The following is a 15,857-nucleotide window of genomic DNA, read 5'->3' on the forward strand; positions in this document are numbered from 1 at the left end:
CTCCCGTCCTTATAGACGAAACCTGCCATCTTTCGGAGCCAGCGAGAAATTATTTATTGTTTGTAGTATGTTGCGAGACAATAAAAAAGAGGCTCATTCATGCCCCTCAAAGCCCGCTTACCTCTTTACTCTGCGCAGGAAACAAACCTGCCAGTGCAGCGGCCAACTCTGTATTTCCAGAGTATTGGACATCTCCCAACAAAAAGGCATGCCTAGCGTTTAAATGGCCATCCAAAATTGCACTCAAAGTGTGATTAGCCATTACCAATATTAGTGCCGGTTCTTCCGTTTGCCCGAACTCGGAAACCACTTCGAGATCATTCGGAGCTCCTTTTACGTAAACATAAAAGTCACAGGCATCCGGCAGGCTGAACTGTACCCGAGCAAGTGGGTATGAACAAGCTATGCGCCGCAGGCGCTCCTGAACTGAATCCGGCAATTGCATCGGAATCTCTCCGTCATTGGCCACTTCGGCGCCGGTAAAAAAAACCGCCGGTGAAAACCGGCGGTTTTTTGCTGAGGTTGGATTTAGAACGCGAAATGCTCTGCGTCCAGGTCCATCAGGTTGGCCGCGCCACTCTGCATAGTTTCAGCATGGCTAGCGGTACGCGGAAGGATGCGCTCGAAATAGAAGCGGGCAGTCTTCAGCTTGGCATTATAGAAATCTGCTTCAGCAGTGCCTTCAGCCAGCTTGTCGTTAGCGATTTTAGCCGCACGTGCCCATAGGTAACCCAGCACGGTGTAACCGGAGAACATCAGGTAATCCACGGAAGCCGCACCGACTTCGTCCGGATTTTCCATCGCTTTACCGCCTACATGCAGGGTCAGATCGCCCCACTGCTTGTTCAGCTCCTGCAGCTTGGTAACGAAAGGTGCAAGCGCTTCGTTGTCGATTTCCGCCTGGCAGAACTTGTGCACTTTCTTGGTGAAGCGACGCAGCAGTTCGCCCTGGCTCATCAATACCTTGCGGCCCAGCAGGTCGAGAGCCTGAACGCCAGTAGTGCCTTCGTAGATGGTGGAGATACGCGCGTCGCGAACATTCTGCTCCATGCCCCACTCGGCGATGTAGCCGTGGCCACCGAAGCACTGCAGGCCCAGGTTAGCGGATTCAAGACCGGCTTCGGTGATAAATGCCTTGGCGATTGGAGTCAGGAAAGCCAGCAGGTCATTCGCTTCCTTCTTCGCTTCGTCGTCACCTTTATGAGTGATATCTACCAGCTGCGCACAGGTAACAACCAGCATGCGGCTGCCTTCAGAGATAGCCTTCTGGGTCATCAGCATGCGACGTACATCGGGGTGCACGATAATCGGGTCAGCGGGACCCTCAGGATTCTTGGCACCGGACAGGGAGCGCATTTGCAGGCGGTCCTTGGCGTATGCCAGGGATTTCTGGAAGCCAATTTCTGAGTGGGCCAGGCCCTGCAGAGCGGTGCCCAGGCGCGCGGTATTCATAAAGGTGAACATGTAGTTCAGGCCTTTGTTCGGCTCGCCAATCAGGAAGCCTTTAGCGCCGTCAAAGTTTAATACTGCAGTGGCATTACCATGAATACCCATTTTGTGCTCGAGGGAGCCACACACAACACCATTGCGCTCGCCCAGGGAGCCATCGGCATTGGGTACAAACTTGGGTACGATAAACAGGGAAATGCCCTTGGTGCCCGCAGGGGCATCCGGGAGGCGCGCCAGAACGATATGCACGATGTTCTCGGTCATGTCGTGCTCGCCGGCGGAGATAAAGATTTTGGTGCCGGTAATCGCGTAGGAGCCATCCGCATTGGGCTCAGCCTTGGTGCGCAGGATACCCAGGTCGGTGCCACAGTGCGGCTCGGTCAGACACATAGTGCCAGTCCAGCTACCTTCAACCAGCTTGGTCAGGTAAACGCTCTTCTGCTCGTCGGTACCGTGCTCTTCCAGGGTGTTCATGGCACCGTGGGACAGGCCGGGGTACATACCCCAGGACCAGTTAGCGATACCCACCATCTCACTCATGATGGTGCCCAGAGAGGGCGGCAGGCCCTGACCGCCGTATTCGGGGTCGTGGGGAAGCGCCGGCCAACCGGCCTCTACAAACTGCTGATAAGCTTCTTTAAAGCCTTCTGGAGTGGTGACTTCGCCATCTTTCCAGGTGCAGCCCTGCTGGTCGCCGATCTGATTCAGCGGAGCCAGTACGTTTTCACAGAACTTGGCACCCTCTTCCAGGATGGCATCCACGACATCAGGAGTTGCCTCCTCAAAACCCAGAGACTCGTAATGCTTATCTGAGTCCAGCATCTCGCGCATTACGAAACGCATCTCACGCAGTGGCACTTTGATATCGGTCATCCTGATACCCTCAATTCGGTTATGTTAAGACCAGCCAGAAACTGCCTGGTCATAGTTGTGACTAATTACTAAGATTGGTTCATCATAGTAGTAAGGCTGCGGCCCCCTCTATGGCTAAATCCGTCCAAAGCGGTGACAAATCGAGGCGGGAATTCGAAAAAATGTGACCAGCCCAGTCAAATATCCAAGCCGGCAGCGGCGCGGCCGCCACGGCGATACTCGCCTGGCGTAATCCCAGTCCACTTTTTAAAAGCGCGGAAAAAGGCGCTGGATTCATCGAATCCAAGCATCTCGGCAATTTGCCCATTAGACAGATCCGGGCAGCTCAGATAATGGAAGGCGGCTTCCATACGGCACTCATCTTTCAACTTCTGGTAGGAAGTGCCCTCTTGCTGCAGGCGGCGGCGCAAAGTTGTCACCGACATATTGAGCCGATCCGCCACAGCTTCGGCGGCGGGCATAGATTCACTCACATCCCGATTGAGGATGGTTTTAACCTTGGTTTTGATACTGTTGGCACTGCCGTCGCTGATCACCAGGTGATAGGGCGCTGTGCGAATAAAATCCTCCACCATCTGGGGGCTCTGCACCACCGGATAGTCGAGATAGCGCGCGTCGTACTCGAGGGCATTGAAGGGCTGCTCAAAAGACAGCTCGTCCGCTTCGCTCTGAGCGAGGCTGCGGAACTCTTCCGGGCAGGGAAAAGAAAAATGTAAGCGTGCCAGCGGGATTTCACGCCCCGCCAGCCAGCAGTAAAAACGGTGCCAAACTGCCAAGGTGGTACGCACCACGCTGGGGCTTGTGGAGGCCAGCAGCCGGTCAAATTCCCCCGCTTCCAGGGAGCTGATACCGTGGATTTCCACTCGAACGCGGCCGGCTTCATCGCCCTGTAATTCCGGCTTTACCTTAAAACCACGGCAGATTTCCATAAACTCGGCACAGAGCGTAATGGCTTGGCGCAAAGTTGCGCAATTGACCACCGCCATACACAACAAACGGAAGGAGCCCGAGCGCACCCGCCCCCCGCTGAGCATGCCAAACCACTCATTTTGAGCCAGCCACATAACCCGCTGGTAAAGACGGCCGTATTTGATAGCCGAAAATGCGGCCACGCCCTCCAGCTCCTGCTCATCGATACCGACCGACTCAAGCAACTCCGCACGATCACAGCCGTGGCGAGTCGCCTCCTCTAGCAGTCGCTCCAGGTAGGCAATGGGTATACGAATGTCCTCTTCTGATGCCGCCATCTGTTTACTTTCGCCTGCGCAACCAGCTCAATACGGCCCCAAAACCCATCGCAGCTGCAATAATGACAAACAGCGCTGCCAGCAATAGGACCAGGTAATAAAGAACATCCTTGACAGGCAGGTCCCAGCTATAGATCGCCGCCGCAATAAATGCGACACAGGCGAGCACACTGGTAATAAAGGAGCGGCGACTTTTATTGGCCATGGTGATCTAGATACATTGATTTCAAAACAGGTGAGATAGCCACGTCTTGTGGCGCTACCATTATATTGTCAGTACCGTGGAGCCTCTGAAAGCCTCTCAGAAACATTACAAAATTAATCAAATGTTCCCTAGGTACCGACGCGGCGTCGAATCGTGAGGGATCGGCAGGTATCTGTCAACGCCGCAGGAGGCGCGAATGCCCAGAAGAATGCTGGAACCTGAAGATCAGGCCACCCTGCTGCGCCTCTTTCGCTGGATGATGCTCATGACATTGATTATTACCCTGATACTGTTGGGCATCGGCATCTTTGCCTGATTTTCCTGATCTAAAGAGGGGCTATTCGCCCACTATCCCTCCCTTGGCCAAGTGTGCAGGGTCCAGCAGCTCCTCTAAAGCCTTACGGTCCAGATCGGTCATTTCCAGCGCTACATCCATCACTGGTCGACCACTTTTATAGGCCGCCTTGGCAATTTCTGCGGCTTTCAGATAGCCGATGACCGGATTCAGGGCGGTAACCAGGATGGGGTTACGCCCCAGGGTTTCCTCTATATGAGGGCGGTTTACAGTGAAACTCGCGATCGCCCGATCCGCCAGCAGCTGTGCGGCGTTGGCGAGTAAGTGGATACTCTCCAGCAATGTGCTGGCTACTAGAGGCAACATGACATTCAGCTGGAAGTTGCCACTCTGCCCAGCCACTGTGATTGTTGCGTCATTGCCCATCACCCTGGCTGCCACCATTGCGGCCGACTCGGCAATTACCGGATTCACCTTGCCGGGCATTATGCTGCTACCCGGCTGCAGCGCCTTAAGCTCAATTTCCTTGAGACCGGCCAGGGGACCGCTGTTCATCCAGCGCAGGTCATTGGCGATTTTCATCGTCGCCACAGCCAAGACCTTGAGCTGCCCAGACAGCTCCACGGAAGTATCCTGGCTGGAAATCGCTTCAAAAAAATTATCCGCAGGACGGAATTGCTGGGAGGTGTGCGCACTCAACTTTTGCGCGAAAAGCTCGGCAAAGTCGGTGTGCGCATTGAGACCAGTGCCCACCGCCGTGCCGCCCTGGGCCAACTGAGCCAAGCGAGGCATACAACCGCGAATACGCTCTCGACAGGCTTCCACCTGTGCTGCCCAACCACTTAGCTCTTGGGCCATAGTGATGGGAACCGCATCCATCAAGTGGGTTCGCCCCGTTTTGACCACGTTTTCCAGTTCAGCGCTCTTATCGCATATCCCGGTATGAAGATTGCGCAGTGCCGGCAGCAGCTTGTCGCGCACTGCGAGCAGAGCCGATACATGTATCGCCGTGGGAACCACGTCATTACTGCTCTGGCTCATATTGACATGATCATTGGGACTGATGGACAGATCATTCCCCTCTGCGGCAAGGTGCGCCAGCACCTCGTTCACATTCATATTGGAACTGGTGCCGGAACCGGTTTGGTAAATATCCACAGGAAAATGGTGCACATATTCCTCATCGCCAAGACGGTCACAGGCAGCGATTATCGCGGTTGCCCGCGCTTTATCGAGCAACCCCAGATCCCTGTTGGCCTCGGCCGCAGACTTTTTAATTAGCACTATGGCCTGGAGAAATTCAGTGGGCAGGGGCTTGCCACTGACTGGGAAATTCTCTACGGCGCGCTGGGTCTGAGCCCCATAAAGCGCCTCCTGTGGCACTTGAATTTCGCCGAGACTGTCCTTTTCAATGCGGTATTTGTCGCCCATTTATATCTCTCAGGGTGCACTCCTGTGCACCATTCAGAAAAGTGGAATTTGCCGGTGATTACTCGACGACTACAGTAATTTTCTTCGACACTATCGGGTTTTCATGCGGCACGTGCATGTAGTTACCTAACACCAGTTGTAGCGTATGCTTGCCAGGCGGCAAGGTCACCTGAGTTTCTGTCTGCCCGCCACCGAAGTGGATAATTTTATCAGTCGCCGGCAGGGGCTTACTCAGATCAGGCATATCATCCACATCGATCAGCAGATGGTGATGGCCGGTGTTATCGCGCTGCACGCCCGCTGGAGCGACGCCCATACCAGACAGGCCAAACCTCACAGTAAATGTCTGCGGCACCTTTTCACCATCTTTCGGGGAGATAATATAGAGCTTGGCTTGTTGTGGAGCCTTTTCCGCGGCTTCGGTCTTGCTGCCATGTTCTGCAGCCTGCAGCAGCGGCGACAACATCAAGGCACTGGCGAAAAGTAGAGAGTTCGCTTTGAACATAATATTTCCTTCCTGATAAGGCGCCTGCAGCGCCAATTCTTATCATCTGGCTGAACAGCCCGCCAAACCCACATTCTGCGGTGGGATGGCAAACAGCACTTTACCAGACCAAAGTCCCACTGAAAGGGGGTTTCAGGGAATATAGTTGTCGAACTGGAACAAGGGCCCGAAATCTGTGACTGATGCCTCGCGAAAAGGCTGGTGCACAGGAGAAGACGATGAGAAGAAAACTATAAAGAAGCCTTAGAGAGTGCGGGAAGCACTATGGGAGGGGATTAGTATGCAGGGGGCTGCCCCCCCCCAAGAGCGAGCCCTGCTAGACACTCACCCGCCCCTCCTGAGTCCACTCGCAGCGCACCTGCATATCACCACTGCCGGGCTCGTGGTAGAGACCCGCGGCCTCCCAACTAAAGGAATGCACCCCGGAGAGCTCGGTCTCTAAATGTACCGTGGCGGAAACCCAGTACATGCTCCTCAGCAATTCCTCAAACTTCTGAATCCACATATCCCATTCATACTCTACAGCACGGTAGGAGGCACCAAAATGGATGACATCCGTTTGGTATTGGGACTGCTTCATCTTGATGGTGGGAATGGAGAACATGTCGCGACAGAGAAAAGGCCACTCGTCTGCACTGGGTAGCGCCAATACTGCATTGCGATTGATACGACGGCGTTCGCTGCCGCCGGCAAGGCTATTACTGTCCTTGATACAACCGTAGACTATGGATTCCTGATCGCCCTGAAGCATTAATTCCATTCCTTACCACAGCGCCGCCGGACATCAGGTACCCAGGGCAAAAAAGATCTAGAAGATGCACTTTAACGGCGAAGCGACCAGAAAGCCATAACTCCACAGACGTTCATTAGCGTTGCCCTAAGCTTCGCCGATTTATTTATTCAGGGTTTGTGCGGTTTAACGGAAAGTGCGAGCACTGCTTCACAGTGCCCGCGTACCTAACGTTAAATTTCAAAGCCCCGCTGACGCAACATTTCCATCAGCCCCTCTTCATCCATCACCGGAATATCCAACTCCCGCGCTTTATTCAATTTTGAACCGGCGCCGGGGCCCGCGACAACATGATGGGTTTTTGCAGAGACACTACCGGCCACCTTGGCACCGAGACGCTGCAGGTAGTCTTTGGCCTCGCTGCGGGAAAGGGTTTCCAGCTTTCCGGTCAGCACCCAGGTCTGGCCCGCCAGGGGTTGTTCTTCAACACCAGTTTCTTCCACCGCCCAGTGCACACCGGCCTGGCGCAGGGCTTCTATCTCCTCCTGAGCATGGGATTGCTGGAAGAACTCGGCAACAAAATGAGCAACAACAGGCCCCACATCTTCCACCTCCTGCAACGCCTCTTCACTGGCCGCCATTAACGATTCAAGGGAGCCGAAGTGACGTGCCAGGTTACGCGCAGTCGCCTCCCCCACTTCGCGAATACCCAGGGCGTAAAGGAATTTAGGCAGGGTGGTATCTTTGCTGCGCTCCAGGGCATCGAGTAGGTTTTGTGCGGACTTTTGTCCCATGCGCTCGAGCCCGGCAACCTGTTCGAGATCCAGGTGATAGAGGCCGGAAACCGAGTGCAGCAGCCCCTCATCCACCAACTGCTCCACCAATTTGTCCCCCAGGCCATCGATATCCATCGCCTTGCGCGAAGCGAAGTGTTTGATCGCCTGCTTGCGCTGGGCGCTGCAAATCAAACCACCACTGCAGCGTGCAACCGCCTCTCCGGGAGTGGACTCCACGGGCGAATCACACACCGGGCAGTGCGCTGGAAACTCAATGACACGGGCATCTTTCGGACGCTTGCTCTCCACAACCGAAACCACCTGTGGAATCACATCCCCAGCGCGGCGAATCACCACAGTATCGCCGATCATCACGCCGAGGCGCTGGATTTCATCGCGATTGTGCAAAGTGGCATTGGAGACAGTCACCCCGCCGACAAACACCGGTTTGAGACGGGCCACCGGGGTCACGGCACCGGTGCGCCCCACCTGAAACTCCACATCCAGAAGCTCGGTCATTTCTTCCTGTGCGGGAAATTTGTAGGCCATGGCCCAGCGCGGCGCCCTGGCGACAAAGCCCAGGCGGCGCTGCAGGGGAATGCTATTCACCTTAAACACAATGCCATCGATATCGTAGGGCAAGCCCTCGCGCTTCTCGCCGAGTTCGCGGTGGTATTCAATGCAGGCCTGGATATCCGCTGCCACACGCATTTCGCTATTCACCCGAAACCCCCACTGCCCCAGCAGCTCGAGCGTTGCCAGGTGCTCTTCCGGCAGAGAGGCCCCCTCGACCAGCCCAGTGCCATAGACACAAAGCTCAAGCGGGCGCCGTGCGGTAATGCGGGAATCGAGCTGCCTAAGACTGCCCGCCGCCGCGTTGCGTGGATTGACGAACAGCTTCTCCCCTGCGGCCGCAGCCTTGCGGTTTAACTCGGCAAAGCCCGCCTTGGGCATATAGATTTCACCACGCACTTCCAGCACAGCCGGGTAGTTTGCAATCCCCTTCCCTACCCGCAAACGCAGCGGCACCGAGCCCACGGTGCGCACATTCTGGGTAATATCTTCACCGGTGGTGCCATCACCACGGGTCGCCGCACGCTCTAAAATGCCATCGCGGTAGAGCAGACTGATAGCGATACCATCCAGCTTGGGTTCGCAGGCATATTCGATTGCGCCCTTGCTATTCAGGCGGTCTCTCACCCGGCGATCAAACTCCAGCAGCTCCTCATCACTGAAGGCATTGTCCAGAGAAAGCATGGGCACTTCATGGCGCACTTCAGTAAAAGAAGACAGCGGCTCTGCGCCGACCCGCTGAGTAGGTGAGTCCGGGCTCAGTAACTCCGGGTATTGCCGCTCTATATCCTGCAGCTCTCTCAGGCGGCGGTCGTACTCCGCATCGGGCAATTCGGGGTTATCCAACACATAATATTGATAGTTGGCCTTGAGGAGCAGCTCGTGCAGGGCCTGCACCCGCTCGCGCATCGACTGGGGAATGGTTTGATTGGTCATCGACTATTCGAGTGAAAATAAATCAGAAAAATTGAATTCCAATGCAACAACGGCCCCAGGCCGCGGTTGAGCCCGAGGGCTTTCCGCGAGCTGGAGCCGCGCTGTTACAAAGTAAGAATTGTAAAAACTATGCGAACTAATAGCGCAGCAGGCTATCAGCCCTGCGCCTTATTCAGGGCGCGACGGCGTTGGTATTCCACTACGCGCTGGCGATAGTGCTCAGCGGTCTGGGCAGTGAAAACACTGCGATTTTCATCCTTCAGCTCACCACCGAGTAGTTCGGCAATTTTATGGGCGGTCGAAAGCATCTGGTTGAAAGCTTTAATCGCCTCGCCTTCAACCGGCAGCGCCAGGAACATACTGACTCCCGGAGTGGCAAACTCCTCCATTTGCGCCAGGTCAAAAACGCCCGGTACAACAATATTGGCCAGACTGAAAATCACAGCGCCATCGGCACCGCCATCCTCGTGGTAATGGAAGATATTCATCTCACCAAAACGCATACCCGAGGCCACCATTACCCGCAAAAGGTCGTTACCCTCAAAGTAATCCCCCTCAGGGGCCATCACATTAATCACCAACACCTCATCGCGGGCCGAGCTTTTCTCGGCAGAGGCGTCTTTGCTGACCGACACACGCGTATCGGCTTCACGGGGTTGGGGCTCTGCCCGTTGGGACGTGAGCTCTGCGCGCTCTTCGGTGAGCGCACTGAAGCTCTCAGACTCGTCCAGCGCCGGCTCAAAGCGCTGCTCCTCGCCCACAGAGTCCATCAACGTGGGGACCTGCTCCTCCAGATCCAGCACCCCTTGCTCATGGGCACTGCGCTGCGGCGTACTGCCAGCCAGAGGTTTACGTGAGGAAATAAAACTCTCCTGCACCTGGCGGTTCACATGCAGAGCGTCTTCCATAGCGCGTCTCTGCACGACACGCACCTGGCCGGGCAACTCACTGGTTGCCGGTCGCGGCTTTGCCTCTTCCTGGGATTCATCGGAAAACTCACCCACTTCCGGTGGGCGAGCCTCCTCCTGCACAAGCGGGTCCACATGGCCCCCCACTTCGGATTGCATCGCTTTGGACAGATTCCGCGATACCTTCACCGCGGCTTTTTGTCGCAAAATTGCGCGGCGTACACCATCCAGCACCACTACAAGCAGCACAATAACGAGGATCGTAACCAGCCAGTTATCCATTTAAACGCCCCTCCTTTTACGCCTTATGCAGAAGCCAGCTCAGCAGCTTCTTCCACATTCACCGACACCAGGCGAGATACACCCGGCTCATGCATGGTCACACCCAACAGCTGATCTGCCATCTCCATCGCAATCTTGTTGTGGGTAATATAGATGAACTGAACGTGTTCTGACATTTCTTTAACCATTCGTGCGTAGCGACCTACGTTAGCGTCATCGAGAGGAGCGTCCACTTCGTCCAACATACAGAAAGGTGCTGGATTCAAGCGGAAAATAGAGAAAACCAGGGCGATTGCCGTCAACGCCTTCTCCCCACCGGAGAGCAGGTGAATCGTACTGTTGCGCTTGCCCGGTGGGCGCGCCATGATCGCGATCCCGGTATCGAGCAGGTCCTCGCCGGTCAGCTCCAGATAAGCGTTACCGCCTCCGAAAACTTTCGGGAAGAGTTCCTGCAAACCCGCATTGACCTGATCGAAGGTCTCCTTAAAGCGGCTTCTCGTCTCTTTGTCGATTTTCTTAATTGCATTTTCCAGAGTCTCCAGCGCATCCATCAGGTCGCCATACTGGCGATCCAGATAATGTTTACGCTCAGACTCCTGTTTGTATTCATCAATAGCAGCGAGGTTGATCGGACCCAGGCGTGAGATACGCGCGGCCACCAACTCCAGATCTTCCTGCACCTGGGCAATCGTCAAATCCCCAGGCAGTAGCTCGAGCAGCTGATCCAAATCCTGTTCGTCTTCGCGCAGCTGTTCTACCAGGCCATTGCGCTGTACTTCGAGAGTTTGTGCGGAGAGGCGCTCCTGCTCCAACTGGGCGCGCACGCCCTGTAAAGCCGCCTCAACTTTATGCCGCTCCTGCTCCTGCTCACGCAGGCCGGTCTCCACCTCTTCGAGCTTTTTACGCGCTTCTGCCAGCTCAGCTTCCACCTCGATACGCTCACCCAGCTTCTCCTCCAGCTCCATCTGGAAATCCTGGGAGGGGTCTTGGGTTTCAGCCATCTGTTCCTGCAGCTGGGCGCGGCGGCTGCGCAAGCGCTCCAATTGCTCGCTCATCACCTGCAATGTGCGCTCCAGAGAAACCATCTGGGTGCGCACCGATTGCTCGCGCATAGCCAGCTCGTGAGCGCGATCCTTGTCTTCGCGAGCACGCTGTCTGGCGGCATCCAGAGCTTCGCGCAGGGCCTCGCGGCGCTCCATGAGCATTTCACGACGATCGGTGTCATCGCTCATGGCCTCCACGGCTTCCTGCAGCATCAGGCGTGCCTCGGAAAGTGACTCGCCCTCAATCTCCTGCTGCTCGCGCACCTCGGCGATTTCCTGCTCGATACGATGGCGACGCTCGCTCATCTGTTCCGCGCGGGCGCGGCGGGCGGAGAGCTGACTGCGCAATTCGGCCTCACGTCGCCCGAGCTGCTCGGAATCGTTGCGGGCCTGTTCAATCGCCCGCTCAACACCGGTAACTTGCTCGCGCAAAGATTCACGCTGCTCACTGCACTGTTCAATCTGCTCTTCACACAGAGATATCTCTGCGGACAGCGCTTCCAGATCCTGCTTGCGGGCGAGCACCCCGGTCTCAGCATCGCTGGCACGGCTCACTCGCAACCAGTTCGGACCGAGCCAAAGCCCATCGCGAGTCACTATGGATTCATGGGGTTGCAGGCCAGCGCGCTGTGTCAGCGCTTCATTAAGAGTGTCCGCGGTATAGATTCCGGCGAGCAAACCGGTGAGAGACGATGGCCCCTGTACAACGCTCGCCAAAGTGGGTAACTGCCCAACGGCTGCTGCCCCCACCGCAGTACCATCGATAAAGACGGCCTGACCACTTTGCAGTTGCTCCAGGCCCTCGGTCAGACTTTCCAACTGCTCAACACAGACCGCCTGTAACTGCTGGCCGAGTACGGTTTCCACCGCAGTTTCCCAGCCCGCTTGCGCCTGTATTTGGTCGGCAAGGCGCGGGCGATCACTCAGGGATTGCTGCTGCAACCAATTTTCCACCGCCTTGCCCTGCCCCAGCGCAGCCTGTTGCAGCGCCTCTAGAGAAGCCTGGCGGCCCCGGCTGGTTTGCAACTGCAGACGCAGCTGGTCCAGTTCCGTCGCCAGCTCCCGCTCGCGATTGCGCAGTTCCTGTAGGGATTCTGTGCGCTCGGCAGTTTCCTCGCGACGCTCCTGCACCTGCATCTCCAGCTCAGCGAGCTGTTCATTCAACTGCAGGGTTTCCTCGTCATCCTCGGAAACTTGTAGGCCAGCCTGCTCTGCGATGAGCTTGTTAATACGCTCCAGCAGTCGCTGCCCGGAAGTCTCCAGATGCTGGATGCGGGACTGCTGCACCTCGGCTTTCTGGCGAGAGCCGGAAGCACCCTGGTTAAACTGGTCCCACTCGTTTTGCCAGTTACGCATCTGCTCTTCGGCTTCGAGCAGCCCGGTGGCGGAATCTTCCTCCGCGGCGAGCACCATCTCCAGATCTGGAACAATCACTTCCAGCTCTTCTTCGAACTGGGCTGCCTTCTCGCGATCCACTTCCAGGTTGGTCTCCGCTTCGCGGAATTCCTGCTCGGTCTGGGCTAAGTCGGATTGCAGGCGCGTGGAGCGCTCGCGGGCATGGGCAATACTCTGTTCCAGGCGGGCAATATCCGCGCCCACGGCATAGAAGCGCCCCTGCACCTCATTAAAACCATCGGATAACTCGTGATAGCCAACGCGCTTTTGCTCGATGCCGGTATCACAATTCACCTGCCGGGTTACCAACTCCTCAACGGTGAGCTCCAGTTCACCAATTTGTTGCTGTTTGGCCACGGCCTGTTCATTGAGTTCACGGTATTTCAGGGCCTGTAAATTTGCCTTATGACTGCGCTCTTCCTCTTTAAAGCGGCTATATTTTTCTGCCGCGGCGGATTGGCGCTCCAAGCGCGACAACTGCCGATCCAGTTCATCGCGGATATCGGTAAGGCGCTCCAGGTTTTCCGAGGTGCGGCGCATACGGTTTTCCGTATCGCGGCGACGCTCCTTGTATTTGGAAATGCCGGCGGCCTCTTCGATATAAACCCTGAGTTCCTCAGGCTTGGCCTCGATCAACTTCGAAATCATGCCCTGCTCGATAATCGCGTAGCTGCGCGGACCGAGACCGGTCCCCAGGAACAGATCGGTTACATCGCGGCGGCGGCACTTCTCCCCATTCAGGTAGTAGTTATTCTGCCCTTCTCGGGTAACTTTGCGCTTTACAGAGACTTCGGAGAAAGCGGCGTAGGCGCCGGTCAATTTGCCAGCGGAGTTATCGAATACCAGCTCAATAGAGGCTTGGCCAACAGGCTTGCGGCCACTGGAGCCATTGAAGATAACGTCTGTCATAGAATCGCCGCGCAGGTTTTTCGCGGACGATTCCCCCATTACCCAACGCACAGCATCGATCGTATTCGACTTGCCGCAGCCGTTAGGGCCAACCACCGAGTTGAGGTTTGTTGGGAAATAAACAGTGGTGGGGTCAACAAAGGATTTGAAACCCGCAAGCTTGATGCACTTCAGACGCATGTATTCTTAAACTCGGTATTTTTATCTTTGCCGGCCCGATCACCAAACACTCAATTGTACATGGCGCCACCGGGGCTTTCAGCGCGGCTTTTCACAGTATCTTTTCACGCGGATTATCGGCCTGAATGGCCAGTGGTCAAGTCATGATCGCGCATCGACTTTAACTGGTACCCAACGCCAACATTTCAAGCAATACAAAATCAGTAGAAACGGCAGGATAAAATCTTATTAACTGCCGGCGCGGCTGTGACCGCTCGGGCGTCAAATAGTTCTCAGGCCACGACACTCAAAAGAGCATCGCGGCCTGCCGACGGAATGCTTGAATACCGAATAAATTTACAGCTCTCGGTCGATTACGATGGACTGTGACTCACCCCAATCGGATTTCGGCAGGGTCTTAATTGAGCCCTGCCAGTCGCCCGCTGCAGGGCGCGCATCGCCACGTAAAGCCAGGCGCGCGATCAGCTGCACCGTATCCACGGTGGAGATGGAACGCCCCGGCATCATTGCCCGGGATTCATCCAACACCACTTCGGCAGGCAGCTGACCCGCGGTCAGGCGCACAATCGCCAGGGGCATGGGACTATCAGTGCTGCGGGCGTAAACAAACACTGGGGTCGATGGATCTGCATTGACTTGATCACTCAAGCTCACCTGCACACGGATTTCCGCTGCGGCCTTGCCCTCAGCTGCGGAATTTTCCTCTACAGCGGCCTGAACGATCTCGACCGCACCATCTTTACCATCTTCAGCCAGGGCCTTTTCTGCGCGGGCCACACCCGCCGCCAGCGCTTCTGCCGCGGCAGACCCAGGCGCCAACTGTGCCAGCGCACCCTGCCAGTGATCCCGCGCCTTGCGGTAATCCTTATCCTCATAAGCAGCAATTCCCGCCAAACCCAGCGCCGTACCATTACTCGGCTGAGCCTGCAGTACTTGACCAACCAGAATGCGAATTTCATCGGTTATTTTAGAGCCGCCAGCAAAAAACAACGCTTGCGCCAACTCAGCCTTGACCATAACCGCTTCGGGTTCCCGCGACAGCACATAGCGATAGGCACTCACCGCACCGTCGATATCACCACTGACCAGAAGCCTCTGAGCCAGGACGAAGCGACTGCTCAAATCCTCTGGATGTGTCTCGGCCCGCTGCTTCAACTGGTTAGTGATTCGCTCTTCAGCTGAGGGGTCGGTTTGCCCCTGCTGACTGGCCAACATCTCACGGTACAGGGCTACTTCCTGCGGGCGTTCAGACAAGACATAGGCCCCCACTGCAACCACAGGCACCAGAACCGCCAAGCCAATCAGCAATCCGGAACCGCGCCGTGAAGGAGTTACCGCATCAGCGCCTTCTTTGGCGCTCAACAGCTCCCGGGCCATCTCCGCTTCAAGCTGGGTAAATTGCTGCTCATCCATAGCGCCACTTTCTACGGCTGCGCGAAGCTCTCGTGTGCGCTCTCGGTACAACTGCGCCAGGGCTTCACGCTTGTCGCCACCCGAGCGTCGGGCTCCCGCCCCACGAAGCCCAGGCAAAAGGAAGACAAAAGCTAACAGCAATAGCAGGATCGCCAAACCAAACCAAATATCAGTCATTTGCTCTTCTTCCCAGGGTCAGTCAAATCTTCCAGGTCATCACCCAGCAGTTTCTTCAGACGGTGCCTCTCTTCAGCGGTCAACTCACCAGAGCCATCTTCCTGACTGGCACCGGTACCACTGCGAGAACGCACCACAATCACAATCAAAGCCAGCAGGCCCACCAGGGCAAAGATGCCGGGAGCCAACCAAAGCGCCAGGGTATTGCGCTGCACCGGAGGCCTATAGAGAACAAAGTCCCCATAACGGGCCACCATATAGTCAACAATTTCTTTATCCGTGAACCCTTCTTCCAGTAGCCGGCGAATTTCCCGGCGCAAATCGGCAGAAATCGACGCATCCGAGTCGGCCAGATTTTGGTTCTGGCACTTTGGACAACGCATTTCTTCGATCAGCACCCGGTAGCGTGCCTCCAATTCCGGAGAGGACAACTTCTCCGTCTCCACCACCGCCTGCGCCACAAGCGAAAGGCACAGCACACCAAACGCAAGTAGAAATTGCCCTAGCCAGCTTTTCTGTTTCACGGTTTG

At 56.0% G+C, this 15,857-nt stretch carries 12 protein-coding genes; all 12 read right to left on the reverse strand.

Annotated elements, in window-relative coordinates; genetic code table 11:
• Positions 1-106 precede the first annotated feature (106 nt).
• The gene (locus FIU95_RS12655) at positions 107-445 is read right to left on the reverse strand and encodes an SCP2 sterol-binding domain-containing protein (protein ID WP_152454122.1); all 339 of its coding nucleotides are present in this window, start codon (positions 443-445) and stop codon (positions 107-109) included.
• Between the two features lie 83 nt (positions 446-528).
• On the reverse strand, positions 529-2,322 hold the full coding sequence (locus tag FIU95_RS12660; RefSeq protein ID WP_152454123.1) for an acyl-CoA dehydrogenase C-terminal domain-containing protein: 1,794 nt from the start codon (positions 2,320-2,322) through the stop codon (positions 529-531).
• A gap of 176 nt (positions 2,323-2,498) precedes the next feature.
• Positions 2,499-3,569, reverse strand: a complete 1,071-nt coding sequence (locus FIU95_RS12665; RefSeq protein WP_152454124.1) for an AraC family transcriptional regulator — start codon at positions 3,567-3,569, stop codon at positions 2,499-2,501.
• Between the two features lie 4 nt (positions 3,570-3,573).
• Positions 3,574-3,774 carry a hypothetical protein gene (locus FIU95_RS12670; protein WP_152454125.1) on the reverse strand — a complete coding sequence of 67 codons (201 nt, stop codon included), beginning with the start codon at positions 3,772-3,774 and terminating at the stop codon, positions 3,574-3,576.
• 337 nt (positions 3,775-4,111) lie between these two features.
• Positions 4,112-5,500, reverse strand: a complete 1,389-nt coding sequence (locus FIU95_RS12675; RefSeq protein ID WP_152454126.1) for an aspartate ammonia-lyase — start codon at positions 5,498-5,500, stop codon at positions 4,112-4,114.
• A 58-nt stretch (positions 5,501-5,558) separates the two neighbouring features.
• On the reverse strand, positions 5,559-6,005 hold the full coding sequence (locus tag FIU95_RS12680; protein ID WP_172975393.1) for a DUF4399 domain-containing protein: 447 nt from the start codon (positions 6,003-6,005) through the stop codon (positions 5,559-5,561).
• A 316-nt stretch (positions 6,006-6,321) separates the two neighbouring features.
• Positions 6,322-6,756, reverse strand: a complete 435-nt coding sequence (locus FIU95_RS12685; RefSeq protein ID WP_152456343.1) for a hypothetical protein — start codon at positions 6,754-6,756, stop codon at positions 6,322-6,324.
• 212 nt (positions 6,757-6,968) lie between these two features.
• On the reverse strand, positions 6,969-9,020 hold the full coding sequence (ligA, locus tag FIU95_RS12690) for an NAD-dependent DNA ligase LigA (protein ID WP_152454127.1): 2,052 nt from the start codon (positions 9,018-9,020) through the stop codon (positions 6,969-6,971).
• Between the two features lie 155 nt (positions 9,021-9,175).
• Positions 9,176-10,210 (reverse strand): cell division protein ZipA, encoded by a 1,035-nt coding sequence (gene zipA, locus FIU95_RS12695; RefSeq protein ID WP_152454128.1) that lies wholly within the window; start codon positions 10,208-10,210, stop codon positions 9,176-9,178.
• A 23-nt stretch (positions 10,211-10,233) separates the two neighbouring features.
• Positions 10,234-13,737: a chromosome segregation protein SMC gene (gene smc, locus FIU95_RS12700; RefSeq protein ID WP_152454129.1), complete on the reverse strand. Its 3,504-nt coding sequence runs from the start codon at positions 13,735-13,737 to the stop codon at positions 10,234-10,236.
• Positions 13,738-14,073: 336 nt separating this feature from the next.
• Positions 14,074-15,327 carry a c-type cytochrome biogenesis protein CcmI gene (gene ccmI, locus FIU95_RS12705; protein ID WP_152454130.1) on the reverse strand — a complete coding sequence of 418 codons (1,254 nt, stop codon included), beginning with the start codon at positions 15,325-15,327 and terminating at the stop codon, positions 14,074-14,076.
• Positions 15,324-15,851, reverse strand: coding sequence for a cytochrome c-type biogenesis protein (locus tag FIU95_RS12710; protein WP_253868615.1), 528 nt, complete (start codon positions 15,849-15,851; stop codon positions 15,324-15,326). Before FIU95_RS12710 ends, ccmI begins: the two co-directional genes overlap by 4 nt.
• Positions 15,852-15,857 lie beyond the last annotated feature (6 nt).

It is taken from the genome of Microbulbifer sp. THAF38 (assembly GCF_009363535.1).
Classification (GTDB): domain Bacteria; phylum Pseudomonadota; class Gammaproteobacteria; order Pseudomonadales; family Cellvibrionaceae; genus Microbulbifer.

Coding starts and splice junctions, on each gene's coding strand:
- FIU95_RS12655 (WP_152454122.1), bottom strand. CDS start 445: ATGCAATTGCCGGATTCAGTTCAGGAGCGCCTGCGGCGCATAGCTTGT.
- FIU95_RS12660 (WP_152454123.1), bottom strand. CDS start 2,322: ATGACCGATATCAAAGTGCCACTGCGTGAGATGCGTTTCGTAATGCGC.
- FIU95_RS12665 (WP_152454124.1), bottom strand. CDS start 3,569: ATGGCGGCATCAGAAGAGGACATTCGTATACCCATTGCCTACCTGGAG.
- FIU95_RS12670 (WP_152454125.1), bottom strand. CDS start 3,774: ATGGCCAATAAAAGTCGCCGCTCCTTTATTACCAGTGTGCTCGCCTGT.
- FIU95_RS12675 (WP_152454126.1), bottom strand. CDS start 5,500: ATGGGCGACAAATACCGCATTGAAAAGGACAGTCTCGGCGAAATTCAA.
- FIU95_RS12680 (WP_172975393.1), bottom strand. CDS start 6,005: ATGTTCAAAGCGAACTCTCTACTTTTCGCCAGTGCCTTGATGTTGTCG.
- FIU95_RS12685 (WP_152456343.1), bottom strand. CDS start 6,756: ATGCTTCAGGGCGATCAGGAATCCATAGTCTACGGTTGTATCAAGGAC.
- ligA (WP_152454127.1), bottom strand. CDS start 9,020: ATGACCAATCAAACCATTCCCCAGTCGATGCGCGAGCGGGTGCAGGCC.
- zipA (WP_152454128.1), bottom strand. CDS start 10,210: ATGGATAACTGGCTGGTTACGATCCTCGTTATTGTGCTGCTTGTAGTG.
- smc (WP_152454129.1), bottom strand. CDS start 13,737: ATGCGTCTGAAGTGCATCAAGCTTGCGGGTTTCAAATCCTTTGTTGAC.
- ccmI (WP_152454130.1), bottom strand. CDS start 15,327: ATGACTGATATTTGGTTTGGTTTGGCGATCCTGCTATTGCTGTTAGCT.